Origin of the sequence: Pontibacter beigongshangensis, assembly GCF_014332515.1 — a bacterium.
GTDB lineage: Bacteria > Bacteroidota > Bacteroidia > Cytophagales > Hymenobacteraceae > Pontibacter > Pontibacter beigongshangensis.
The window spans coordinates 50,495-75,108 of sequence record NZ_VFSD01000003.1 but is presented as its reverse complement, the minus strand read 5'-3'; the positions used below and the strand labels follow the sequence as shown (position 1 = coordinate 75,108).

Sequence of the window (24,614 nt, the reverse complement as noted above, 5' to 3'; positions counted from 1 at the left end):
CGATTGGTTAGCCACATCTTCTGGTGTTCTTCACTTACAAACAAATTAACAAAAGGACTTTTCCACCGTCAAGCTCCACTATTTTAGTATATTAGCTAATTATCCACTTTAGCAAGTGGCAAAACTAATTTTTATTGTTGATTCTACGAATTACCTTCGCATAATAAACCCGCATACCATGATGCAAAACGGACAAAAAACAGACATCCGCAACAACTGGAGTCTGGAAGAGATAAAGGCCATTTATTACAGGCCCGTACTGGAGCTGATCGTTGAAGCTGCCACTGTGCACAAACAATACCAGGCCACTGGCGAGGTACAAGTCTGCACGCTGTTATCGGTAAAAACCGGTGGTTGTCCGGAAGACTGCTCTTATTGTCCGCAGGCTGCCCGCTACCATACCGATGTGGAAGTGCACAAGCTGCTCAGCAAAGAGCAGGTGCTAACCTCAGCGCAACGTGCCAAAGAAGGCGGCTCCACCCGCTTCTGCATGGGCGCAGCCTGGCGCGAGGTCCGCGACAACCGCGACTTCGACAACGTACTGGAGATGGTGAAAGGCGTGAACGAGCTGGGCCTGGAAGTGTGCTGCACCCTGGGCATGCTCACCGAATACCAGGCACAGCGCCTGAAAGAGGCCGGCCTCTACGCCTATAACCACAACCTCGACACTTCGGAAGAGCATTACGACAAGATCATCACCACCCGCACTTACAACGACCGGCTCGACACGCTGGAACATGTGCGCGAAGCCGGCATCTCGGTTTGCAGCGGCGGCATAATTGGCCTAGGCGAGACAGACGAGGACCGCATTGGTATGCTGCACACGCTGGCTACGCTGCCCCAGCACCCGGAGTCGGTGCCGGTAAATGCACTGGTCCCTGTAAAAGGCACACCCTTGGCAGAGCAGCCACGCGTATCGGTGTGGGAAATGGTGCGCATGATCGCCACAGCCCGCATCCTGATGCCGCAGGCCATGGTACGCCTTTCGGCCGGCCGCGAGCAGATGAGCGTGACGGAGCAGGCCCTTTGCTTTCTGGCAGGCGCCAACTCCATCTTCAGCGGCGAGAAACTGCTCACCACCCCAAACCCCGATTTCGACACCGACAAAGCCATGTTCGAGCTCCTGGGCCTGCAGCCCCGCCAATCTTTTAAGGAAGAAGCTGTAGCTAAGTGCTAGAGGTTAGATTTTAGATTGTAGATGCTAGATTTTAGATAAAGATTACCTGATATCTGATTTAAAGCGACGGGTTCAACCTCAATTCAAAAAGTCTATAATCTAATGTCTAATGTCTAGTGTCTTAAATAATGTCTTACAAAAACTGGAGCAAAAGCTGGCGGAGCGGGAGGCGCAGGGGAACCTGCGGCAGCTCAAATCCACCACCGGCCTCACCGACTTCTGCTCTAACGATTACCTGGGCCTGGCAAGGTCGGAGCAACTGAAGGAGCTGATCCGGCAGGAAGCAGAGAAACACCGGCACCTGCCCATTGGCGCCACAGGCTCCAGGCTTTTGTCGGGTAATCACCCTTTTATGGAGGAACTGGAGGCGCACATTGCCCGCTTCCATAAGGCTGAGGCAGCCTTGCTTTTCAATTCAGGGTATGCCGCCAACATGGGGCTACTATCGGCGGTGCCACAGCGTGGCGACACCATTTTTTACGACGAGGCCAGCCATGCCTCCCTGAAAGATGGCATCCGCCTGAGCTTTGCCAAAGCTTACCCATTTCGCCACAACAACGTGGACGACCTGCGCCAGAAACTCAGGCTCGCCACCGGGCAGGTATTTGTGGTGGCAGAGTCGGTGTACTCGATGGATGGCGACAAGGCACCCCTGCAGGAGTTGGCGCAGCTTTGTCAGGAGCACCGGGCCGCCCTGATAGTAGACGAAGCGCACGCCATAGGCTTATACGGATCTAAGGGAGAGGGACTTACCGTAGAACTGGGGCTCGAGCAGCAGGTATTTGCACGGGTGCTCACCTTCGGAAAAGCCATGGGTTGCCACGGAGCAGCGGTAGCAGGGCCAGCCGTGTTGCGCGACTTTCTGATCAATTTCAGTCGCGCGTTTATTTATACCACGGCTTTGCCTGCCCATAACCTGCTGGCGCTGAAGTGTGCCTACCAGTTGCTGCCGGACCTGCGTCGGGAACGGGAGCGCGTTAACCAACTGGCAACATATTTATATACTGAACTAAACAAACTAAACAACATCCGCTGCACTCCGCAAAACAGTGTTATTCTATCTGTTTTTTTGCCCGAGGCACAGCAGCTGAAGCCACTGGCTTTGGCTTTACAAAACGAAGGATTCGACATTCGCCCGGTCATGAGCCCCACTGTTCCCAAAGGAAGTGAACGGCTTCGGCTCATTGTCCATACATTTAACACGCAACAGGAAATTGATGGGCTCCTGAGCGCCATCAAACGACACACATGAAACGCTACTTTGTAACAGGCATCGGAACGGACGTAGGCAAAACAGTTGCCGCAGCCATTCTTACCGAAGCCCTCCAGGCAGATTACTGGAAACCTGTGCAGGCCGGAGGCCTGGATTTTACGGACACTGACACGGTGAAGAGCCTGGTAACCCATGAGCAGGCCGTCTTCTTCCCAGAGGCCTATCGCCTGAAAATGGCCGCCTCGCCACATAAGGCCGCAACGGCCGAAGGCATTGAGATAGACGTGCAGAATATAAAGCTTCCGCACACCGACCATAACCTGGTCGTGGAGGGGGCCGGCGGCCTGATGGTGCCCCTGAACAAGCGTTACCTGGTGCTGGACCTGGTGCAGCAGCTGGGCCTGCAGGTCGTGCTTGTATCGCGCAACTACCTGGGCAGCATCAACCATACCCTGCTCACCGCCGAGGTGCTCCGCTACCGCAAAATACCGGTGGCCGGCATAATCTTCAATGGCGAGGAAAATGCCTCTTCCGAGGATTTTATCGTGAAGTACACCGGCCTGCGCCGCCTCCCTTCCATCCGGCAGGAAGCAGATTTCTGTAAAGAGACCGTGGCCGAGTATGCCAACCAGTTCAAGGGCCACCTGTAGCCGCCTGCAACTTTATTTCAAGCACCTGAAAAATCCATTATTTGATATAACCACTACTTTAAACTACCAGGCAATTCGCAGCAAAATCAACCTGCTGATCGGGGAAGGGTAGCAGCACAGCAAGAAGCCTCCTGAGGGCCTTTTTCATTAGAATAATTGCTCCAGCTATTTAACCCATTAGAATGAAACTTGTTTTATGCCGCTCCAACTTAAGCTAACAGACTGATATGAGCCTTTCCGCCCGCGACCAAGAGGTAATCTGGCACCCATACACACAAATGAAAACGGCTGCTCCGCCCATTCCCATTGTGCGTGGTGAAGGCGCTTTGCTTTTTACTGAGACTGGCGAGGCGTATATCGATGCCGTTTCGTCGTGGTGGGTGAACCTGCACGGGCACGCGCACCCCTACATTGCACAGAAGGTGGCAGAGCAGTTGCGGACGCTGGAGCACGTCATCTTCGCCGGCTTTACGCACCCGGCAGCCGTGGAACTGGCGGAGCGGCTGCTGCAGGTGCTGCCGAAGGGCCAGACCAAAATATTTTATTCCGACAATGGCTCCACCGCCGTAGAGGTAGCCCTGAAAATGGCCATACAGTTCTGGCATAACCATGGCATCCCTAAAACCAGGATCATCGCCTTCCGCAACAGCTACCACGGCGACACGTTCGGGGCCATGTCTATCAGCGGGCGCAGCACCTTTACGGCTCCTTTCCAGGCTTACCTGTTTGAGGTCGATTTTATTGATGTGCCAGTGCCGGGCCATGAGCAGGAAACCCTGGCGCAACTGGAGGCCCTGTTGCAGCAAAACGACAAAGCCGCCTTTATCTACGAGCCGCTGGTGCTGGGCACGGCCGGCATGGTGATGTACAGCCCCGAGATACTGGATAAGTTAGTAGCGCTCTGCCGCCAGCACCAGGTCCTGACCATTGCCGACGAGGTGATGACGGGCTTTGGCCGCACCGGCAAAATTTTTGCGAGCCACTACCTCTCCCACACGCCCGATATGGTGTGCCTCTCCAAAGGCCTGACAGGCGGAACCATGGCCCTTGGCGTAACCAGTTGCAGCGACCAATTATACAAGGCTTTTCTGCACGACGACAAATCCAAAACTTTCTTTCATGGCCACAGCTACACGGCCAACCCGGTAGCCTGTGCCGCCGGCCTGGCCAGCCTCGACTTGTTGTTGCAGGAGCAAACCCAACAGCGCATGGCCCGTATTGGTGACATGCACCGCCTGTTTGCAAAACAGATTCAAAACTTGCCGCATGTGAAAGAGGTGCGCCAGCAAGGCACGATACTGGCCCTTGAGTTTGAGGCAGAAACCACCTCCTACTTTAACAATCTGCGCGACCTCCTGTACAATTATGCGCTCCGGCAGGGGCTTATCCTGCGGCCACTGGGCAATATCATCTACTGCATTCCCCCTTATTGCATTACCGATGAGCAGCTGGAGCAGGTATATAAAACCATGGAGGGTATGCGATTACTGGTTGGTTCCAGTCAACGCGGCTAAGGGCCACAAAGAATCCATTAGTCGCTGCCAGAAAACAGCTACTATCCATTCAGCAGCGGAAGCAGCGCCTCCGGAGGGGCTTTTTGATTAGAATAATTTATTTAATGTGCTAATTCTTTAACGTGCTGATGTGCTAATTTTTCAATTGCAGGTTGATGCGTGCTAAATGGTTGATTTTTAATTTGAGGATTGGGGGATTCTGACTATAGACAGTGACAGAACGTATCGGAACTCAACATATGATTTGTTCTGAATATGAAAAAATCTTGTGTCTTTTGTCTTGTGTCCTGTTGCAGATCGTAGTACCAATTCGATTTCCGGGATTTAAGTCGCCGTTCATTAATTGCAAGGGCAGACTGGTATCACTATCAATTGGTTTCTGCATTTTAAATTCCACGCATAGCCCCCCGGACAGCGCACATTGGGTGAGTCCGCAATTAGTCTGGTTCATACCAAAAAGGGTCTGTGTCAGGGGACAGACCGAGGGATTAAGGCCAACCAGTGAATCATTAGTAGCTTAAGTTAAGCTGGCGCAAAAAGCCAGTGCAGCATGATCAGCAGCAGCTGTTCTGGTTAACATAATTTTTCAACCAAATCACGATTCCATAATCTGAAATAAGCCCTGCTTATCCATGCACAGAGGTTATTTGGAAATAATATAAAATTTCTGACACGGCCATTACTGCCTGCCATGTTTATAGTTGTCCTGCTCTTCAGGCACCTCCTGTTAGAATTGATTTTTGAAGAGTTTGAAGGCCGGCAAAAGTAATCAGAAAGCATATCAGCCATATTTTCCAAATCTTTAATTTACTGAAGCACCACATTCAGAGAGTTCCTTCTCTGATTTTAAGGCATTTCCTGCTTATCTAATTTTTTGAACAGAGCAGTTATGAACTCACCCACTCCGTTAGGATTTTCTCTCCTGTTCAGACTTCCGTTCCAAAAAATAGAATTCACATTCCAAATTTGAGACTAATTAAATAAATTTGTGGGTTAATTTAATAGTGTATCAGATATTTTAATCTTAAATTAATTCAAATTATTCTTACGTATTGGTTTAGTAATCTAGTATAAATTATATTAATTTATGCTTCTATACCAATAGTTTCCATTTTCGGCACTATTCTGTAAAGGCGAGTCCAGAGTTACCTGATTTTAGGTAATGCTTATTTAAACTCTCTGTTCACATCATAAATCTGGATTCGCCAATAATATGCACCCTTCGCTGAAATCAAGCCTCGCAAAGCGCTTAATTCCCTTTACAGCCATTTTGCTCCTTTCATTTATTGCCCAAAGCACAGTTTCTGCTCAAAACTGTTCAAACCCAGGCCGTGATGGGGTTTTAAGCGGAGGCACCACCATTATAAACACCTATTATCCTGCTACACAGTCGGTAACTGCCGGTGCAAACAAGAGCATCCTCCTTGGCAAGCCTACAGGCAGCACCACACCCATCGCCACAGGCGACCTGGTACTAATCATTCAAATGCAGGGAGTTGACATTACATCGCCTAACGATGCAACCTATGGCACGGAGTCTAATAATATTGCTGGTATTTATGAATATGCCGTGGCCACCTCTGATGTGCCGAAAGAAGGAGGTTCGCTTACAGTTGCCTACCTGCATAACTCCTACACCAATTCAGATTTCAGCCCGCAGGGCCAGAAAAGGTACCAGGTTATCAGAGTGCCGCAATATATGTCGGCAACATTAGGTGCCACGTTAACTACTCCAGCCTGGAATGGCACAACGGGTGGCGTGGTAGTGCTTGATGTAGCCGGTAACCTGAATTTTAACGGCAATGGCATCAATGTAACCGGTTTAGGCTTCAGAGGCGGAGCAGGCCGACAAATGACTGGGGCAACAGGTTTAACTAATGCTGATTATAGATCATCAGCAACATTGAACGCACACGCGCAGAAGGGAGAAGGTATTGCCGGCACTCCAAGACATGTATTAGCAAATGGAGCAACAGCATCTACTGATACCGGCTTTGAAGGCTACCCTAATGGAAGTATGGCCCGTGGTGCGGCTGGTAATGCCGGAGGTGGTGGTACAGATGGCAATCCCGGATCGAACAATGAAAACTCCGGTGGCGGCGGCGGCGCCAATGGCGGCATTGGTGGCCAAGGAGGTAATGCCTGGAACTCCGGACGTATTGTAGGAGGATTTGGAGGCAGGACTTTTTCATCAGTAGCAACTACCCGTTTGGTAATGGGCGGCGGCGGCGGTGCCGGTACTACAAATGATGGCAGCGGATCACCTGCTGGCGGCCTGGCAAGCAGTGGAGCAGCAGGTGGTGGCATTATCTTAGTAAGATCCGGAAGTGTTTCCGGAACAGGCTTTCTCACCGCAAATGGCGCAAATGCAAACAGCACCGTTGCTAACGATGGATCTGGCGGCGGCGGCGCCGGTGGCAGCGTTATAGTAACATCGTTAACCGGTGTGCTAAACTCAGTTACAGTAAATGCCAACGGCGGCACTGGCGGTTCAAATACGGGTGGTGGATCAGCTCACGGACCTGGCGGCGGCGGTGGCGGTGGTGTGATTTACGCAAATGGCGCATTGGTAGCCGCAAGGGCTAATGCAGGCACAGCTGGCACTACGGCGGTTTCGGCTAACTACGGAGCAACTACTGGCGGAGCAGGCATTGTGAACCCAAGCATAGCCAGGCCAGTGCTTATTGCCTCTTCAGGTCCAAATTGCGCTCCTGTAGCCCTTGATATAACAACAGGTCCTGTTACAGCGGCAGCTACTCCTATTCTGCCGCTACTTGGCTACGACACAGATGGCACTATTGCTGGTTATAAATTTACCACGCTGCCTACTGCTGCCCAAGGTCTGCTCTATAGCAACGGAACTACAGTTAACACGACCAGTGTGTACACGCAGCAACAGGTAGCTCAACTAAGTTTTGCGCCAACCGGTACCTTTACAGGAAATGTTACCTTTACCTATACCGCTATCGACAATGCAGGTGCCGAAGACTCAACGCCGGCAACCTACACCATACCCCTTAACACAAACACTCCACCGGTTGTTTATAACGTAACCACGGCCCCTATTGCAAACACAGCAGCTGCTACTTCCATTAGTGCCTTAGCAGCCACCGACCCAGATGGCTCCATCGCATCCTTTACCATTCAGACCTTGCCAACAACAGCCCAGGGTGTACTGCATGTAAATAGTGTGGCCGCAATTACAGGACAAACTATTACACCTGAACAGGCAACACAACTCAGATTTGACCCTGCTGCCACATTTACAGGCAATGCCACATTTTCTTACACAGCAACAGACAATCAGGGAGCTGTAGCCGACCCTTCTGCTACGTATACTATTCCTGTAGTAGCCTCTACTAATATTGCCCCCATTGCTTATGATGTGAGGTCAAATCAGATAACTAGCACAAACAAGGATAACCCTGGTCATAGAATCATTTTAACACCACCATTTAATGCCATTGATCCTGACGGAGGTATTTCTTTCTTTACTATACTAAGTTTACCATCAACAGGAATATTGTATAATAACGGAACTGCAGTAGTAATCGGTAACTCAAACGCCATAGTACAAGCTAATCAACTAGGCAATTTAACCTATCATGCTCCAACAGCAGGCCCATATACATTTTCTTATAGAGCTACTGATAACCTGGAAATCGTTTCAAATACAGCTACTTACACCCTTCATGTTAATGAGAATCCGCTTGGCAACAATGCTCCTACAGCTAATCCCATTATAAACCCGGCAATTTCAAACAAAGGAGGCAATGCTACTATTCTTCCCTTAGCTGGCACAGATCCGGATGCAGGAAACACCATACGTAGCTATACAATCGCTTCACTTCCTACAGCAGCACAAGGAGTTTTGTATGTAAATGGTGTCGCTGCTACTACTGGCCAGATTTTAAATACCACGCAGGCGGCGCAGCTAAGCTTTACTCCTTCTTCCACCTTCACTGGAAATGCCTCCTTCACCTACAGAGCAACCGACAATTTTGGATCATCATCAACAGCGGCAGCAATTTATACCATCCCGGTTACTACGCCTCCGGTGGCTAACAACGTAACCACTTCGGCTGTTTCTAATAAGGCCGCAAATGCCCCTATAAGCCCGTTAAGCGCCACAGACCTGGATGGAAGCATAGCAACCTATACCATAGTTACGTTGCCAACTGCTGGTCAGGGTGTGTTATATGCAAATGGAGAGGCCGCGAGAGCTGGTCAAATCCTAAACACAACCCAGGCGGCACAACTGACCTTTGCACCTGTTTCTACTTTCTCAGGTAATGCTACTTTCACCTTTAGAGCAACAGATAATCAGGGGATAAGGTCAAACACCGCCCTTTACACCATTCCGATACTGGCTCCTCCAACCGCATATAATTTAACAAGCTCTATCAACACAGCAACAACCGAGAAAAATCTAAATCCATTAAGTGCAACGTGCCCAGATACACGCTCCATCTCTTACTATACCATCATCGCACTGCCACCAACCACTGAAGGCATACTGCTTGTTAATGGTGTTGAGGTAAAGGCAGGAGATCACATCACTCCTTCTCAAGCGGAACAGCTGACATTTGAGCCAGCAGAATATTTTTTGGGTACTTCCACCTTCAGTTACACAGCCACAGACGAGGTGGGCATAACCTCTGCTGAACCTGCGAGCTACGCTATTGTTGTCATCAACTCCACCCTCCCCGTATCGCTCATGAAGTTTACGGCGCAGGCCCAACAAAAGGGAGTTAAACTGGACTGGGCCACGGCTACCGAGGAGAACAACGACTATTTTGAGATAGAGAGAAGCCAGGACGGCAAAACATTCGGGGCGATCGGAAAAGTAAAAGGAGCAGGCAACAGCAGCATGAGACTCGATTATACCTTTCTGGATGCACAGGCCCCTGCAGGCATCTCCTACTACCGCCTGAAACAGGTCGATTTTGACGGCACGTATACATTCAGCAAGGTAGTAACGGCAACTTCTAAAGGCATGGTTACCGGCACACACCAAACGCAAACATACCCGAACCCTTTCAGCGATGCACTTACAGTGGAACTGACTACCCTACTTGCAGGCCAGGCGCAACTCCAATTAATCGATTTGCAGGGAAAAATTGTTTACGCCAAGCAGATAGAAGTGAGCAAGGAAACAAACAGATACGAACTGCCAACTTACTCGCTTACACCCGGCATGTATATATTAACCATTACCGGAAACGGAATACAAGAGAAAGTAAAGGTCGTGAAAGCACATTAGGTTAAAACAGCAGCTCCTCTTCTATTGTGGAAGAGGAGCTTGCAAAGAAGTTCATAACATTATATTATCCGGCAGTTCAGGAGCATTGCTGCCTATCTCAAAAGCCGCCTCAACAGCTGAAGACTAACTGCAGAAGTTGCTGCCTATAAACGCACGGACAACGAAACACACTTTAAATTAAGCTCTCTAATTGGATACAAGACTTAAATTCCTAAAAATAGAATCCTTCCCATTACAAGAACAACTATTCCATTTATTGGAAAAACTCCCGCTAAAAAAGCTTAATTCATAAGATGACATAGATCATCTTATTTGCTTTAATCCCATTAATAGTCTCAAAGAACAACTTACAGCAATTTCTCACTACATATAATCCAAATTCAATTTTCACCCAACTAGTTACTGGCACCATCTTTCTATAAGGGATATCAGAACATACCTGAAAGCAGGTATGAAAACGAAGAAAGACTTCATCTGATATAGATTTTTACCCTGAATTGCCTAAGATTATGCTCCAGTTATCAACTACCAACCGCCCCGCAAACTTAGTTTCCCGTTTCGTATTAGTTACTATTTTCCTCCTGATCCAGGGTGCCACCTTAGCGCAGGCCAACAAAGCGCCGGTAGCTCAAAACATCACGACTGCGGTTGTTCCGAACAACAATGCTGTGGCTAAAACAATCACTCCGCTTAGTGCTACCGATGCCGATGGTTCTATAGCAAGCTTCAAGATCTTAACTCTTCCTGAAAATTGGCTGGGTTCCTTATTAATAAATAACGTACCTGCAAAAGAAGGACAGGTTATTACCCCAGCTCAGGCTGCACAACTCAGCTTTAGGTCATCAATTAACTATGAAGCCACAGCCACCTTCACATATACTGCCACTGATAACAAAGGTGCTGTTTCTGCGCCGGCCACCTATGCCGTTCCGATTGTGCATGACATCGACCTGACCATCACCCATGAGATCCTGGCAAGCCTTCCGTTTAAGAGAGGACAGGAAGTAACCGTTCGCTTTACCATTACGAACCTGGGAACTTCTCCGGTTTGGGATGGCGTTCACATCACGAATTTCCTGCCTTCCGAACTTACCTTTATCCGGTCAACTTCGGAAGGTAATGACTGGAGATATAACCAAAAAGGCATAAATAATACCTGGAATGTGCAGGCCCTGGCTGGCAAAGAATCTAAGACAGTTGAAATCATTGCCAGAGTTAACACAATCGAAAGCTTCAGCCACACCTCAATAGTGAGTCTTCTTTCTGATAAACAGCGCGACCATAACCTGGGTAACAACGGCAGTAACCATGCCCTTATCCAGGAAGGCGACGCGCCAGCAGTAGAGAACGTATCGGTAACCATGGCCGTATCAACTGCCGAGGGTAGTGTAAAAGCAATCAGTCCGTTGAGAGCTAATGTAAGAGCAGGTCGCTCTATCCAACACTTTACGCTTACGTCTGTACCTACCCCGGTTAATGGCACTCTTTATGTAAACGACCAGATGGCCAGAAAAGGCCAGCAGATCTCTCCAACCGAAGCCACGGCACTCAGCTTTGAGCCATCACCGGCATTCGAAGGCGAAGCAGTGTTTACGTACACGGCTACCGACAACCTTGGCGCCACCAGCATGCAGCCGGCTATTTACAACATTACCATCATGAGCATGACCTTACCTGTTTCCCTGATGGACTTCTCGGCAAAATCGCAAGGCAATGGTGCTGCACTGGCCTGGGTAACAGCATCGGAGCAGGATAACGACTTTTTCTCTGTAGAAAGAAGCCAGGATGGGCAGACTTTTAAGGCGGTAGGTAAAGTGAAAGGCGCCGGCAACAGCAGCCGCCAGCTTAACTACAGCTACCTCGACGCGCAGGCACCTGCCGGCCTGGTGTATTACCGCCTGAAGCAAGTAGATACCGACGGCACGCACGATTACAGCAAAGTGATTACGGTTACTGTTAGAGGCACCATAGCTGGCGCACAGGTACAGGCCTACCCTAACCCATTTTCTCACCAGGTTAATATGAACCTGCCAGCCGCTTCTGCAGGCCACGCACAGCTGCAACTGCTCGACCTGCAAGGCAGAGCGGTTATGACAAAAGCCTTGTTCCTGGAGCAGGGCGAAAACAAGCTCGAAATTGCAACCGACTCTATCCCAGCCGGTGCCTACATCCTGGTAGTGACAGGCAATGGCATCGACAGCAAAATGAGGGTTATCAAGTCGTAAGGCTCATTGTAGAACGTGACTGTTCTACAATAAGTAAAATCTATGGCTAAAAAAACCGGAAAATACTTAGCTCAATAAATACCCATTTTTGGGTACAGGTATAGCGTAGAAAAAGGGCTTTCCTAGTCAAGGAAAGCCTTTTTTACTTTTTCCAGGAAAATGATATTATCATAAAAATACAATTTACTTTTAATTTCCTGCCTAAGTATTTATTACGATACGGTTAAATGTTTGAACAAGTCAAAACCTTTACACTTATTTGTGGTTTATATCCACACCATGAACATTTTATACGCATAAAAGCATCAGGTACAAACACTTAAAGAAAACAACCATCAAACTTATCTGTATGAAAACAAATATACTGCGAGCCTTCATATTGAATACTTTTTTATTGCTATTAAGCACCTCTACGCCAACCGATCTATTTGCACAGACCCCAGGCCTGATCTATACACGTGCAACTAGCGGGGGCAACCTGATCTTAGACCCTAACGGGGATGGCTATGTATCGCCGACGGCAGCAGGCTGGACGGCGGGCGCAAGAGATGAGGGTGCAGGGTTCAGCGAAATTCCTTACAGGGCATTCCCGGCACTTCTGACGGAACCCCTGAACGACCTTACCACAGGAAGCGGCGGCGGCCATACAGATCTGGCTCCACCAAATACGAACGGCTCTACGACAGGCTCCCCATTGGCCGCCTACTTTAACGGTAGGCATCTTTTGTTCAGGTTCCGAGTTGGGTCGGCCTCTACGGCATCTAAAGGCTACAGTGTGCTGATAGACACCGACGGAAATTTCAAAACACAGTCTACCGATCTTAACCCAGGCTTTGAGTTTGAGGTGGTGCTTGCCAACAACTTCGACGTAAGCATCTACGACCATAGAGAAAAGGTTTCAGGCGGATCTAAGATCTGGTCGGGCTCTGTGGCGCAATTCTCCCAAAAAGCCGTTGCCGCCTCGCAGGGCAGCGGCAACCCCGATTACTTCTATGACTTTTATGTGCCCCTGTCAGCTTTTCCTACTGGTACTATCACTGCTACCACTCCCCTCCGAATGTCGGGCATAACGGTTACGAGTGCGCAGAGCGGCATTACAGGCACCGTGTCGGATATTGGAGGTATTAACTATGCGGCCTACAACTTTAACAGGCAAAGGGCCTGGGGCGATATTATCAGCTCGTTTCCGGCAACCAGCCCAAGCGAATTGCAGAGCGGTGAGTTCGAACAGCTACAGGCGGTAGCTCCTGTGGTAGGTGGTCCTATTAACGCTAACAGCACAACCATTTCCGGCACATCGGTAGAGGCTGCTGGTTCTGTAATTACTGTTTTTAGAAATGGTACGGCCATTTGCGGTGGCGCAGGACAACCTGGTTGCCCTACCGTCAGCTCGACAGGCATTTGGACGCTTAGCGGGATTTCAAGTACGTTACTTGCCTCCGGGAATACTATAACAGCTACTGTAACGCCAGCAAATAAGACGGTTTCGCCTATTTCTAACGCAGTTACTGTAAGCACAGGTTTATGTACTGCTACTCCTGCACCTACCCTTAGTGGTATTACTGGAACTACTGGTCTCAGATCACTCGTAATAACTCCAAGTTTTAGTGGCAACCAAATTATTACAGTACATAATTTAACTTCAGGGCAAACTGCAGTGACAGGAGTGTTAAACTTAACAGCTGGTACTCAGTTTCCAGCTTCTTCAACAGGAGCACCTACTGCTTTAAATGTCAGCCAAAATAGCAACTATCGAATTACCGTTACACCAACTACTCCTCAAGGAGTAGCTACAGGATGTACATCTCTTTTATCAAATCAAATTTGTTACACTACAGGTGGAAACTTTAACAATAACCTGCAAACAGTATCAATTTCCAGTGTAGCCTATAACAATGTTTCAAATACAGCTAATGCTACCGGAGTAACACCAGTACCTACAAATCTTGCATCCGTAACTGTAAATATAAGGTTTGCAACTTCTGCTCCGCCTTCTGGAAACGTAATTCTCAACAGAAACGGTGTTGCTATCGCTACTGCTCCATACACAGGTGGTACAACTACACAAACTATTACCATCCCCATTCCGTCCCTCTCTACCCCACTAGCTGTGGGCGATTTACTGAACGTTAGAACAGTTCAAACCGCAACTTGCGCAGGCGAGTCTACTCCTTCAAACTTCTTAATTGTATCGGAAACTACCACAGCCCCCACTATAAACCCACTCGACTGTGGATTAGTAACAACCCTAACTGGCACCTCTACCGAACAAGCCGGAACAGTGCTCCAATTCTACACAGGTGGAACAGCAGGCCAACGTAATGGAACCTTAGTTATACAGAGCGGTACTTCAAATCCTATCACAGCAATTGTTACAACCCAAGGCAATTGGTCAGTAAGTTTCACAGCCGCTTCCGGTGGTGGTATTGCAGCAGGCACCCTTATTACAGCAAGAGCACAGGCTACCGGAAAGGTTCGGAGCATAAACTCAAACGTAGTAAGCTCTACTCCTGCTCCAACTGCACCTACCATAACACAGCCAATAGCAGAAGGATCCACTACAATAGATGGTACAGGCGCAGCTCCAGGATCTCAGGTAACGCTTATTATTGATGGCACGCCCTTCACACCTGTTACAGCCACACAAACTGGCGCTTTTACAGTTACAGGTTTGTCTGCTTTCGAAGTTTTCGCGGGGGCATCAGTCTCTGCCACCTATACCTCCGACCCTTCCTCTACCTGCGTAAGCGATAGGGCAGCACCTGTAATTGTTACCTGTGTCACTCCGTCCACAGCACCAACTATTACACCAACTACCTTTACCACCTGTAGCGGTGGGGTTGTTTCAGCTACTATCAATAACACAGAACCTGGTATCTCTTATGCCTTAACCACCCGCACCGGTACATCTCCTGAATTTATCTATACGGCTACAGGTAGTTCTGTTTTAGGCACAGGTGGCTCCATTACCCTCACGTCTGGCGCATTAACCAGTAATACAACATTGTATGTTAGGGCTAGAAGATTTACAGGAACGAATTGTGATGCTATTTTGCCTACTACAATTGCTGTTACCGTTAACGCAGCACCAGTTATTTCCGGACTTTCATTTTCTCCGACCAGCATGACATTGTCGTGCCCTGGCGCGGCTACCGTTCAGGTGGCTGGCACCCTGGCAGCAAACAACTACCAGTTGGTAAACACATCTGGCCAACTGGTTGGAACTGCTGTTGAGGGCACAGGAACCTCCACCCCTATAGGGCTTTCTACAGGAGTTGTCAGCACAAATAATTCAGCCTTTACTTTACGAGTAACTAATATAGCTACTGGTTGTACGGCAACACCCGCAGTTGCTGCAACCACCTTTACCGTGAACCTGACTGGTAGCCCTACCCTTACCAACACAGTCACAACAGCCCCTACTATATGTGCCAACACAGCACCAAACATAACTGTTGATAGTCCCCAGGCAGGCTTTACGTATCAATTGTTCGACGCAACCACTAACGCATCTGTTGGCACCGGAGTGCCAGTCACCTCCCCAGCCCCTACCTCTCAAAATTTAACAACCACCAATCCACTACCTGCCGGAACTTACGCCTACTATGTAGGCGTAAAGCCAACAACAGGCGAGTGTGCTAATAGCTATAGATTAAATACCCCTGTGAACATAAGTGTAATTGCAGGACCTACGGCAACTGCTGCCTCTTCCTGGTCAGCAGCGCAGTGCGGAAACAACTTGTCAGTAGCATTAACTGGAAATTCGCCGGCAACCGGCGGTAGCGGAGTATGGAGTGTGAGCAGCACAACGGGTAATCCTGCCCCTACTATTACCTCACCTACCAGCCCTACCACCACTGCCACAGGCCTGAATTCAGGCAGCTACACCTTTACCTGGACAGTTACTTCTGGTTGTGGCGGGGGCACCGCTGCTAACAATGTTACGGTTATTGTCAATTGCCCGGCAGAATATCTACTTGCCGCTCCACGGTACCAGAGCCAGTACAATACAGGCACCGTACTGGCATCTGCTTTTGATCCGGATGGAGGAATACAATCTGCCAGCCTGGTTCTTGGTAATTCACTACCACCTGGCACCAGCCTTTCTCCTACCACTGGCAATATCACCGTATCAGATCCTGCTTCGTTAATTCCGGGCACCTACACCTTTAGAGTGATCACCACAGACCAGAATGGGATTACCACCACATCACCGTTAACACTGACCTTCTACGGCGAAGCACCTACTACTACCTCTCTCCCTGTAGAGCTTGTATATTTCACCGCAACTAAAACCAATAACCAGGTGCTGTTGCAGTGGCTCACTGCTTCCGAAACAGACAACGACCGCTTTGAAATAGAGCGCAGTACGGATGCGAAAACTTATGAAAAAATAGGTACCGTAGCCGGAAAAGGCAACACAAGCCAGAAATCAAAATACAATTTTACGGATGCTGCGCCACTGGCTGGCACAGCCTATTATCGCTTAAAGCAGGTCGATTTCGATGGTGCATTTGCTTACAGCAGTGTAATTGCAGTTGATGCCAACGTGATGGTGAACAATATGCAGTTGCAGGCGCACCCGAACCCTTTTAGCAATCAGGTAACTGTTACAGTTACAGCACCTCAACCCGAAAGCGCCACGGTACGGCTTATAGACATGCAGGGCCGGGTACTGCTGGTGAAACAGGTAGAGTTGAGTAAGGGCCTGAACGAGTTGGAGCTAAACCTGAACAAACTGGCCTTTGGCATGTACCTCCTGAAGGTATCCGGTAACGGTATTGAGGCTTCCACCAGGATCATGAAATCGAATTAGTATTCGTCCAATTTGAGTTTTAGAAAGGTGTAAAGCTGCGAAAAAGCCTTGCTGCCATCATTTTGTATTTTTACTTTGCCCATCAGGTGGTCTATTGGTTGAGTTTCAAATTATGCTAATGAAAATGCCCCTCGAGAGGTCACCCGTACTGCTGCTGCAGCTGCTAACACACAGATGCAGGCTACCAGCTGCAGGAGCAACAGCAGCAAAAATGCCTCCGGAGGGGCATTTTCATTAGCATAATCGGTACCTGCAAACTTATTAGAGTGCCGGTATCCGAACAGGCAGCAGCAAAGGCGGCACAACTGAACTGCAAGAACCAACTACTGTCACCATGACCCCGCCAAATTTTAAGAGCCAGCTCCACCGCTGGCTCTTTTTTGTGAATATTGATTGTTAAAATGATTATTTCTTACGCTTCATGTTTATAATTTCATACTTTTGCAGACGATTTTTAACAAACTCATTTTCATATCTGTATCATGAAAATCTTAAAATTTGGAGGTACCTCCGTTGGCTCTGCCGAGAGAATGAAGTCTGTCATGGGCCTGATCAACGATGGTGAGCCTAAGATTGTGGTGCTGTCTGCCATGTCTGGCACTACAAACAACCTGGTGCAAATAGCGGAGCAGCTGCACCTGAACAACAAAGACGAAGCGACTGCGCTGATTGAGGCGCTGTACGAAAAATATAAACAGGTAGTAGATTCGCTCTACGCCACCGACAGCAAAAAGAAACAGGCACTGGAGCTGATCGCCACGCATTTCGATTATATCAAGGCCTTTACACAGGACCTGTTCACGGTGCATGAGGAGCGGGCCATCCTGGCGCAGGGGGAACTGCTCTCCACCGCGCTGTTCCAGTTCTTCCTCGAAGAGCAGGGCGTGGAATCGGCATTGCTGGCTGCGCTCAACTTTATGAAGATAGATGAGAACGAAGAGCCGGACGGTGACTATATCGCCAAAAACATCAGAACGGAGCTGGACAAATATCCGGGCATCAAGCTGTTTATTACCCAGGGCTACATCTGCCGCAATGCCTTCGGCGAGATCGACAACCTGAAGCGTGGTGGCTCCGACTACTCCGCCTCCCTGATCGGCGCGGCCGTAGATGCCTCCGAAATACAGATCTGGACCGACATAGACGGCATGCACAACAACGACCCGCGCGTGGTAAAGAACACTTACCCGATTGCGGAGCTGTCGTTTGATGAGGCTGCTGAACTGGCTTATTTTGGAGCCAAAATCCTGCACCCGTCCAGCGTGTTGCCTGCCAAGCAGAAAAATATTCCGGTAAAGCTGCTCAACACCATGCAGCCGCAGGCCAAAGGCACCACCATTTCGGCCAGAACCGAAGGAGGCAGCATCAAGGCCGTGGCAGCCAAAGACGACATCATTGCCATCAAGATAAAGTCTGGCCGTATGCTGCTGGCTTACGGTTTCCTGCGCAGTGTGTTCGAAGTGTTTGAGCGCTACAAAACACCTATCGACATGATCACGACCTCGGAGGTAGCCGTATCGCTTACCATCGATAACCCGAAGCACCTGAACGAAATCGTGGCTGAGCTGAAAGAGTTCGGACAGGTAGACGTAGACCGGCAGCAGTCCATTATTTGCGTTGTAGGAGACTTCCTTTTAAAGCAAACCGGTACCAGCCTGAAGATTTTCCAGGCATTGCAGGGCATTCCGCTACGCATGATCTCCTATGGCGGCAGCCGCAACAACATCAGCCTGCTGATCAGCACTGCCGACAAAGTAGAAGCCTTAACCCTGCTGAACGAGAATATTTTTGAAAGGAGCAGCACTAATGCTTAAAAACCATCTGCAGGAGCTGCAGCAACACGACACACCGCTCTATGTATATGATCTTGACCTGCTGCGCCGGACCCTTCGGAAAGCCCAGGCAGAATCGGAGAAGTATGGCTACCAGGTGCACTACGCCCTGAAGGCAAACGCCAACGCCCCCGTTCTGGCCGAGGTAAAGGCCCACAACTTCGGTGCGGATTGTGTAAGTGGCAACGAGGTGAGACGCGCCATCGAGAACGGCTTTAGCCCCGACCACGTGGTATTTGCAGGAGTAGGCAAGTCAGACGCTGAGATAAACTATGCGCTCGACATGGATATTTTCTGCTTTAACTGCGAGTCGTCGCATGAGCTGGCTGTACTCCATGAGCTGGCAGCGGCCAAAGGCAAAACAGCCCGCATCGCCCTGCGCATCAACCCGAATGTGAACGCCAACACCCATAAATACATTACCACCGGCCTGGAGGAGAACAAGTTCGGCATTAATGCCTGGGAACTGCCTGACGTGCTGGCGCAGCTGAAAGAACTGGACAGCCTGCAGCTGACAGGCATTCACTTCCATATCGGCTCGCAAATCACGGATCTGTCATCGTTCAGGAACCTGTGCACACGTGTCAATGAGTTTCAGGATTGGTTTCAGCAGCATAACGTAGAGCTGGAGCATATTAACGTGGGCGGAGGCCTGGGAGTAGACTATTACCACCCGGACCAGCAGCCGATTCCTGATTTTGAGGCTTACTTCGCTCTTTTTCACCAGTTCCTGGAGGTGCGCCCGGGGCAGCAGGTGCACTTTGAGCTGGGCAGGTCGCTGGTGGCGCAGTGTGGCACCCTGCTCTCGCGGGTGCTGTACATAAAGCACGGCAAAACCACTAGCTTTGCCATACTCGATGCCGGCATGACAGAGCTTATCCGCCCTGCCCTGTACCAGTCTTACCACAAGATCGAGAACCTGAGCAGCGAGCTGCCGGAAGAGAAGTACGACGTGGTTGGCCCGATCTGCGAATCATCGGATTGTTTCGGAAAGGCTGTGTTACTGCCAGAGACAAACCGGGGAGATCTGATTGCCATCCGTACCGCAGGCGCCTACGGCGAGGTGATGACCTCACAGTATAACTTGCGCGACAAGGCCCAGGTGGTGTATCTAAACAAGTAAGCGTATAACAAGCAACAATAAAAAGCCCTGGCACCACTTCTGGCGTCAGGGCTTTTTTCTTCAGATGTGCTGCCTGTGGCAGTTACAGGCTAAAACTTTATGCGCATCTTATCAGAAGGTGCACCAGTTGTATGTCTCAATCTCCTACTGGAAACTGCTGGATTTGCTTGCGAAACAGCAAGCTCAGCTATTCCAGGTGCAGGGATAAAATTATTTCACAGCCACGAAAGCTGGATTTGCCGCCACGATGCCAGGGTCTGAAGCAAGCAGGTAAAGCGCCTTGCCAATCTGCTGCTGATCGAGCCCATCCACCAGTTCGAGCTTGTGTGCGATAGTGTTATCAGCCGGAGTGGCCATGCCCAGATTTTTCACAAACCCATATTGATGCAGCAACTCCTGTTGCTCGTTGTAAGACAGATCATCCCGGAAAGTCACTTGTACCTGCCGGGTGTTAACCTCCATACCCGTAGGAGCAGCAATAACAAGTAAAGAAGAATCGGCTATTTCTACTCTGTTTAGTAACTCAGGGTCGAAGCGTACATGTTTGAGAGGCGAAACATTAGTATCCTTGCACGCAGGAAAAACAAGGACGACTGCCAATATAGCTATAAGTGATAGGGGTATTCTCATGGACGTACAAATTAAGCGTGTTCAGATACTTACTTGTACGTCGGCCTGCAAGAAAAAGCCATCGTTTTCCTTGCAATAAACTACGGAATTAATGGATTAAATATCTAAGTATATTCTAAACCCCTCAACGGAGCCCATATTCCTGAAATTTAATTTTTCCAAGCTGCTATCCAGAATTTTCCGCCTCCTTTATACTGTCAGCAGCACCACTTATCAGATTTTTTTTCACCTTATATACAAATGGTAAAATGTCGTGATACATGTGTCGTTTTCTAGAGGCGATGCCATTGCTGGTTCCGGAAAGTTAAGCCAATGCCTAATACCAACCGAGCATGATTGCTAATTAAACAAAGTACTGATATCGTTTTGCGGAGGCAGCCAGCAGCGATTCGTGGCTAAGCCCGGCGGGCAGCAAGGCAACAAAAGCACCTGCCTGCTCCAGCCTCTCCTGGTGCGCAAACAACTCCGCTCCAGAGATGGTCCCAACCAGCTGCACATCCCGATGTCCTTCAGATAAAGACTGAACTTCCTGTAGGGGAACACGGGCGAGCAGCCTTGCATCGGAGGCACGGACATACAGCTGCAACAGCGAAGCCTGCCGATCTACAGCCGCTCTGGCTTCTCTGGCGTAACTGTAGCGGAAACCAGCCAGGGCGGCCGCCACATCGGCCCATACAGCAGACCCGGTAGGGTGGCTACCGGCTCCACGACCTTTAAAAAACTGTTTCCCGGCATAAGCGCCATGCAGCTGTACCCCGTTAAACTCCTCATCCACCACAAAAAGGTCGTCATCCGGAAGTACGAAAGTGGGCAGCACCTGCAGCGAAAGCATTTGGCTGGCGCTGTGCCTGGCAGAAGCCACCAGTTTGATCCTGGCCCCTACGGCCTGGGCCAGGGCTATGTCTTCTGGCTGTATATGCTGAATTCCAAAATGCAATACCTTTTGAGGAGGCACCACCTGCCCAAAGCCATGGGCAGCCATTATACAGAGCTTGTTCAGGGCATCATAGCCCTGCACATCGAGGATGGGGTCGGCTTCGGCAAAACCCAGCGCCTGCGCCTCGGCCAGCGCCTCCGGGTAACTAATGCCCTCGGTATGCAATTTGCTTAGAATATAGTTAGAGGAGCCGTTTAAAACACCCCTTACCTCCTGCAGGGGCTCGGCAGCAAAATAGGATTCCAGAAGGCGCACCACTGGTATGCTGCCGCAAACGGCAGCCTCGTAGAGCAATACGCCTCCAAACTCCTGCTGCAGCTGCACCAGCTCCGGAAGGTTCTCAGCCACCATTTTCTTGTTGGCCGACACGACAGTTTTACCTGCCTTCAACGCCTGCCTCACTATGGCCAGGGCCTCGTCTGCGTCGCTAATCAGTTCAGCGAAAATATCGATGGTAGTGTCCTGCAGGAGCTGTTGCGGGTCGTAAGAAAAACGGGTTTCCGGCAGGGAGCGTGTTTTGTTTCTGCTCTTCACACAGATGCTGGCCACCTCGAGGCTATATTGTGGGTTAGCCTGAATAATATCGTATAAACCTTGTGCTACACATCCAAATCCAAAAATCCCGATACGTTTCTTATTGTTCCCTGCCTTCATACAACAATGCTGCTACAGTTTCGTCTTCATAAAATTTGGTAATGGTCCGTGTAATCTGGTCTGTCTCTACCAGGAAACCGTCATGACCAAAATCTGAGTGGATCAGGGCGAAAGCAGAACCTGCCACGTGCTCGTGCAAGAACTTCTGTTCCTCCACCGGAAACAACACATCCGTATCGACTCCGATAAAAAGCGACCTGGCTTTTATCTGGCTCAGCGCCTGCTCAGCGCTGCCCCTGTTGCGGGCTACGTTGTGCGAGTCCATGGCTTTGGAGAGCACCCAGTAGGTATAAGCATTAAAGCGTTTGGCCAGCTTCTCACCCTGGTACACCTGGTACGAAGAGGCCCTGTAATTGTCGGTGATGCTGTTGCCGGGCTCCTGTTGCGTTTTCTCGTAGGAGGCATAGTGCCGGTAAGAGAGCATGGCAATAGACCTGGCTATTTTCATTCCTTCCAGGCCAGCGTGTTCGGTATTGGTTGCCCAGCTTGGGTCCAGACGAATGGCCATGCGCTGGCTCTCGTTAAAGGCAATGCCCCAGGCCGAGTGCCGGGCATTAGAGGCCACATGAATCAGTCGCTGAAATACAGAAGGGCGCTGGATGGCCCACTCCAGGGCATGCTGTCCTCCCAGGGAGCCCCCGAGCACGGTGTGCACCTGCTCCAGCCCCAACTCCTGCCTGAGCAGGTCGAAGGCAGCCACAATGTCGCGGTTGGTAATGGAGGGGAAATCGTGATAATAAGGCTCTCCGGTTTCAGGGTTTACAGACAAAGGCCCGGTGGAGCCATAGCACCCACCAAGTGTGTTGGCACAGATAATATACCAGTCAGCAGGGTCATACAATTTACCTTCACCAATCAGCCCGCACCACCAGTCGGTAAAATCGGAGTTGCCGGTAAGGGCATGGCACACCCACACCACATTATCGTGCTGCGGGTTTAGCTGGCCATAGGTGGTATAAGCAAGCTGGAGACCGGGCAGCACCGCGCCCGACTCCAGCCTGAAATCCTGTTGGTAATGGTATAAATGATGCTGTGGCATTCTGTATAGTCTAGTTATTTACAGGCTCTCCGCTGCTGCCTTCACTGTGGCAAAAGCCTGCTCTAAATCTGCTTTTATATCTGCTATGTGTTCAATTCCGGCCGATATGCGCAGCATAGTTGGCTCTACGCCTGCTCCCAGTTGCTCCTCGTCAGAAAGCTGCTGGTGCGTGGTAGAGGCCGGGTGTATGATCAGTGTTTTGGCATCGCCCACGTTGGCCAGGTTGCTGATCATTTTCAGGTTGTCGGCAAATAGCACGGCCTGCTCTTTTGAACCTTTCAGACGGAAAGAGAGCACACCGCCAAAGCCTCTTTTCAGATACTTTTTGGCTAGCTCGTGGTAGCGGCTGCTCTCCAGCCCCGGATAGTTGACGGATTCCACCTGCTCGTGCTGTTCCAGCCACTGGGCCAGTTCCAGCGCGTTCTGCACCGTTCTTTCCACACGAAGCGACAGGGTTTCGAGGCCCTGCAGCAGCAGGAACGAGTTAAACGGGCTAAGCGCCGGCCCGAAGTCGCGCAACCCTTCCACGCGGGCACGGATAGCGAATGCAATATTGCCAAACGGGCCGTCAGAACCAAACACCTCCCAGAAGTTCAGGCCATGATAACCTTCGGCCGGCTCAGAGAAGGCTCTGAACTTGCCATTGCCCCAGTTAAAGTTCCCTCCGTCAACAATTACGCCACCGATACTGGTTCCGTGTCCGCCGATCCACTTGGTGGCCGACTCCACTACCACGTTGGCGCCGTGCTCCAGCGGGCGGAACAGGTAGCCGCCTGCGCCAAAAGTATTATCCACGATCAGCGGAATGTCATGCTTCTTCGCTAAAGCTGCAATGGCTTCGAAATCCGGAATATTGAACCTTGGGTTACCGATCGTCTCCAGGTAAATAGCTTTCGTTTTATCGTCGATCAGTTTCTCGTAGCTTTCCACCTCGTCGTTTTCGGCAAAGCGAGCCTGTATGCCCAGGCGCTTGAACGATACCTTGAACTGGTTAAAAGTGCCGCCATACAGGAACCTGGTAGTGACAAAATTCTCGCCTGCTTCCAGGATGTTGTTAAGGGCCAGGAACTGCGCGGCCTGCCCAGAGGCCACGGCCACGGCTGCCACTCCCCCTTCCAGGGCCGCCATGCGCTTTTCGAACACATCGGTGGTCGGGTTCATGATGCGGGTATAGATATTGCCGAACTCTTTCAGGGCGAACAGGTTGGCGCCGTGCTCAGCATTTTTAAAAACGTAGGAGGTGGTCTGGTAAATAGGCACCGCCCTGGACAGAGTAGTAGGGTCTACTTCCTGACCAGCGTGTACTTGTAGTGTTTCGAAATGCAAATTATCAGCCATGTTTTTTCTATTTGAGGATTAGTTATGAATTTAAGAGATTCCGGAGGAGCATGCAGCGTGCCTGGGGAGCAGCAGCCTTTCTGCAGCTGCTCACACTATATGCGCCATATGTTCGCGGCAGATGGGTTAGCAACAGCAACAGGGGCCCATAAATACAGGCATCGGCCTTGGTGATGAGAAATGAGTTAGCCGTGGCAGATTCT

13 protein-coding genes are annotated in these 24,614 nt (G+C 49.9%); 9 read left to right on the top strand and 4 right to left on the bottom strand.

What is annotated here, in order from left to right; genetic code table 11:
• The first annotated feature begins 178 nt into the window (after nucleotides 1–178).
• From bioB to lysA, 9 genes are all read left to right on the top strand, one after another.
• Nucleotides 179–1,177: a biotin synthase BioB gene (gene bioB, locus FJM74_RS03925; RefSeq protein ID WP_241738945.1), complete on the top strand. Its 999-nt coding sequence runs from the start codon at nucleotides 179–181 to the stop codon at nucleotides 1,175–1,177.
• A gap of 109 nt (nucleotides 1,178–1,286) precedes the next feature.
• Complete coding sequence (locus FJM74_RS03920) at nucleotides 1,287–2,429, top strand: aminotransferase class I/II-fold pyridoxal phosphate-dependent enzyme (protein WP_187261264.1); 1,143 nt, start codon at nucleotides 1,287–1,289, stop codon at nucleotides 2,427–2,429.
• Complete coding sequence (gene bioD / locus FJM74_RS03915; protein ID WP_187261263.1) at nucleotides 2,426–3,040, top strand: dethiobiotin synthase; 615 nt, start codon at nucleotides 2,426–2,428, stop codon at nucleotides 3,038–3,040. The genes FJM74_RS03920 and bioD overlap by 4 nt, the downstream gene beginning before the upstream one ends.
• A gap of 227 nt (nucleotides 3,041–3,267) precedes the next feature.
• On the top strand, nucleotides 3,268–4,554 hold the full coding sequence (bioA, locus tag FJM74_RS03910) for an adenosylmethionine--8-amino-7-oxononanoate transaminase (protein ID WP_187261262.1): 1,287 nt from the start codon (nucleotides 3,268–3,270) through the stop codon (nucleotides 4,552–4,554).
• Nucleotides 4,555–5,824: 1,270 nt separating this feature from the next.
• The gene (locus FJM74_RS03905; RefSeq protein WP_187261261.1) at nucleotides 5,825–9,817 is read left to right on the top strand and encodes an Ig-like domain-containing protein; all 3,993 of its coding nucleotides are present in this window, start codon (nucleotides 5,825–5,827) and stop codon (nucleotides 9,815–9,817) included.
• Between the two features lie 509 nt (nucleotides 9,818–10,326).
• Nucleotides 10,327–12,042: an Ig-like domain-containing protein gene (locus FJM74_RS03900; RefSeq protein ID WP_187261260.1), complete on the top strand. Its 1,716-nt coding sequence runs from the start codon at nucleotides 10,327–10,329 to the stop codon at nucleotides 12,040–12,042.
• Between the two features lie 349 nt (nucleotides 12,043–12,391).
• Complete coding sequence (locus tag FJM74_RS22315) at nucleotides 12,392–16,858, top strand: T9SS type A sorting domain-containing protein (RefSeq protein WP_241738944.1); 4,467 nt, start codon at nucleotides 12,392–12,394, stop codon at nucleotides 16,856–16,858.
• Between the two features lie 482 nt (nucleotides 16,859–17,340).
• On the top strand, nucleotides 17,341–18,672 hold the full coding sequence (locus tag FJM74_RS03890; protein ID WP_187261259.1) for an aspartate kinase: 1,332 nt from the start codon (nucleotides 17,341–17,343) through the stop codon (nucleotides 18,670–18,672).
• Nucleotides 18,665–19,813, top strand: coding sequence for a diaminopimelate decarboxylase (gene lysA / locus FJM74_RS03885; RefSeq protein ID WP_187261258.1), 1,149 nt, complete (start codon nucleotides 18,665–18,667; stop codon nucleotides 19,811–19,813). The genes FJM74_RS03890 and lysA overlap by 8 nt, the downstream gene beginning before the upstream one ends.
• A 210-nt stretch (nucleotides 19,814–20,023) precedes the next feature.
• Here the strand turns inward: lysA and FJM74_RS03880 are convergent, their stop codons facing one another.
• From FJM74_RS03880 to FJM74_RS03865, 4 genes are all read right to left on the bottom strand, one after another.
• A complete protein-coding gene (locus FJM74_RS03880) occupies nucleotides 20,024–20,443 on the bottom strand; it encodes a hypothetical protein (RefSeq protein WP_187261257.1) in 420 nt (139 codons plus the stop codon).
• Nucleotides 20,444–20,786: 343 nt separating this feature from the next.
• Nucleotides 20,787–22,034, bottom strand: coding sequence for a homoserine dehydrogenase (locus FJM74_RS03875; RefSeq protein WP_187261256.1), 1,248 nt, complete (start codon nucleotides 22,032–22,034; stop codon nucleotides 20,787–20,789).
• The gene (gene metX, locus FJM74_RS03870; RefSeq protein ID WP_187261255.1) at nucleotides 22,015–23,073 is read right to left on the bottom strand and encodes a homoserine O-acetyltransferase MetX; all 1,059 of its coding nucleotides are present in this window, start codon (nucleotides 23,071–23,073) and stop codon (nucleotides 22,015–22,017) included. Before metX ends, FJM74_RS03875 begins: the two co-directional genes overlap by 20 nt.
• Before the next feature lie 18 nt (nucleotides 23,074–23,091).
• On the bottom strand, nucleotides 23,092–24,411 hold the full coding sequence (locus FJM74_RS03865; RefSeq protein WP_187261254.1) for an O-acetylhomoserine aminocarboxypropyltransferase/cysteine synthase family protein: 1,320 nt from the start codon (nucleotides 24,409–24,411) through the stop codon (nucleotides 23,092–23,094).
• Nucleotides 24,412–24,614: the final 203 nt, after the last annotated feature.

Coding starts and splice junctions, on each gene's coding strand:
- bioB (WP_241738945.1), top strand. CDS start 179: ATGATGCAAAACGGACAAAAAACAGACATCCGCAACAACTGGAGTCTG.
- FJM74_RS03920 (WP_187261264.1), top strand. CDS start 1,287: ATGTCTAGTGTCTTAAATAATGTCTTACAAAAACTGGAGCAAAAGCTG.
- bioD (WP_187261263.1), top strand. CDS start 2,426: ATGAAACGCTACTTTGTAACAGGCATCGGAACGGACGTAGGCAAAACA.
- bioA (WP_187261262.1), top strand. CDS start 3,268: ATGAGCCTTTCCGCCCGCGACCAAGAGGTAATCTGGCACCCATACACA.
- FJM74_RS03900 (WP_187261260.1), top strand. CDS start 10,327: ATGCTCCAGTTATCAACTACCAACCGCCCCGCAAACTTAGTTTCCCGT.
- FJM74_RS22315 (WP_241738944.1), top strand. CDS start 12,392: ATGAAAACAAATATACTGCGAGCCTTCATATTGAATACTTTTTTATTG.
- FJM74_RS03890 (WP_187261259.1), top strand. CDS start 17,341: ATGAAAATCTTAAAATTTGGAGGTACCTCCGTTGGCTCTGCCGAGAGA.
- lysA (WP_187261258.1), top strand. CDS start 18,665: ATGCTTAAAAACCATCTGCAGGAGCTGCAGCAACACGACACACCGCTC.
- FJM74_RS03880 (WP_187261257.1), bottom strand. CDS start 20,443: ATGAGAATACCCCTATCACTTATAGCTATATTGGCAGTCGTCCTTGTT.
- FJM74_RS03875 (WP_187261256.1), bottom strand. CDS start 22,034: ATGAAGGCAGGGAACAATAAGAAACGTATCGGGATTTTTGGATTTGGA.
- metX (WP_187261255.1), bottom strand. CDS start 23,073: ATGCCACAGCATCATTTATACCATTACCAACAGGATTTCAGGCTGGAG.
- FJM74_RS03865 (WP_187261254.1), bottom strand. CDS start 24,411: ATGGCTGATAATTTGCATTTCGAAACACTACAAGTACACGCTGGTCAG.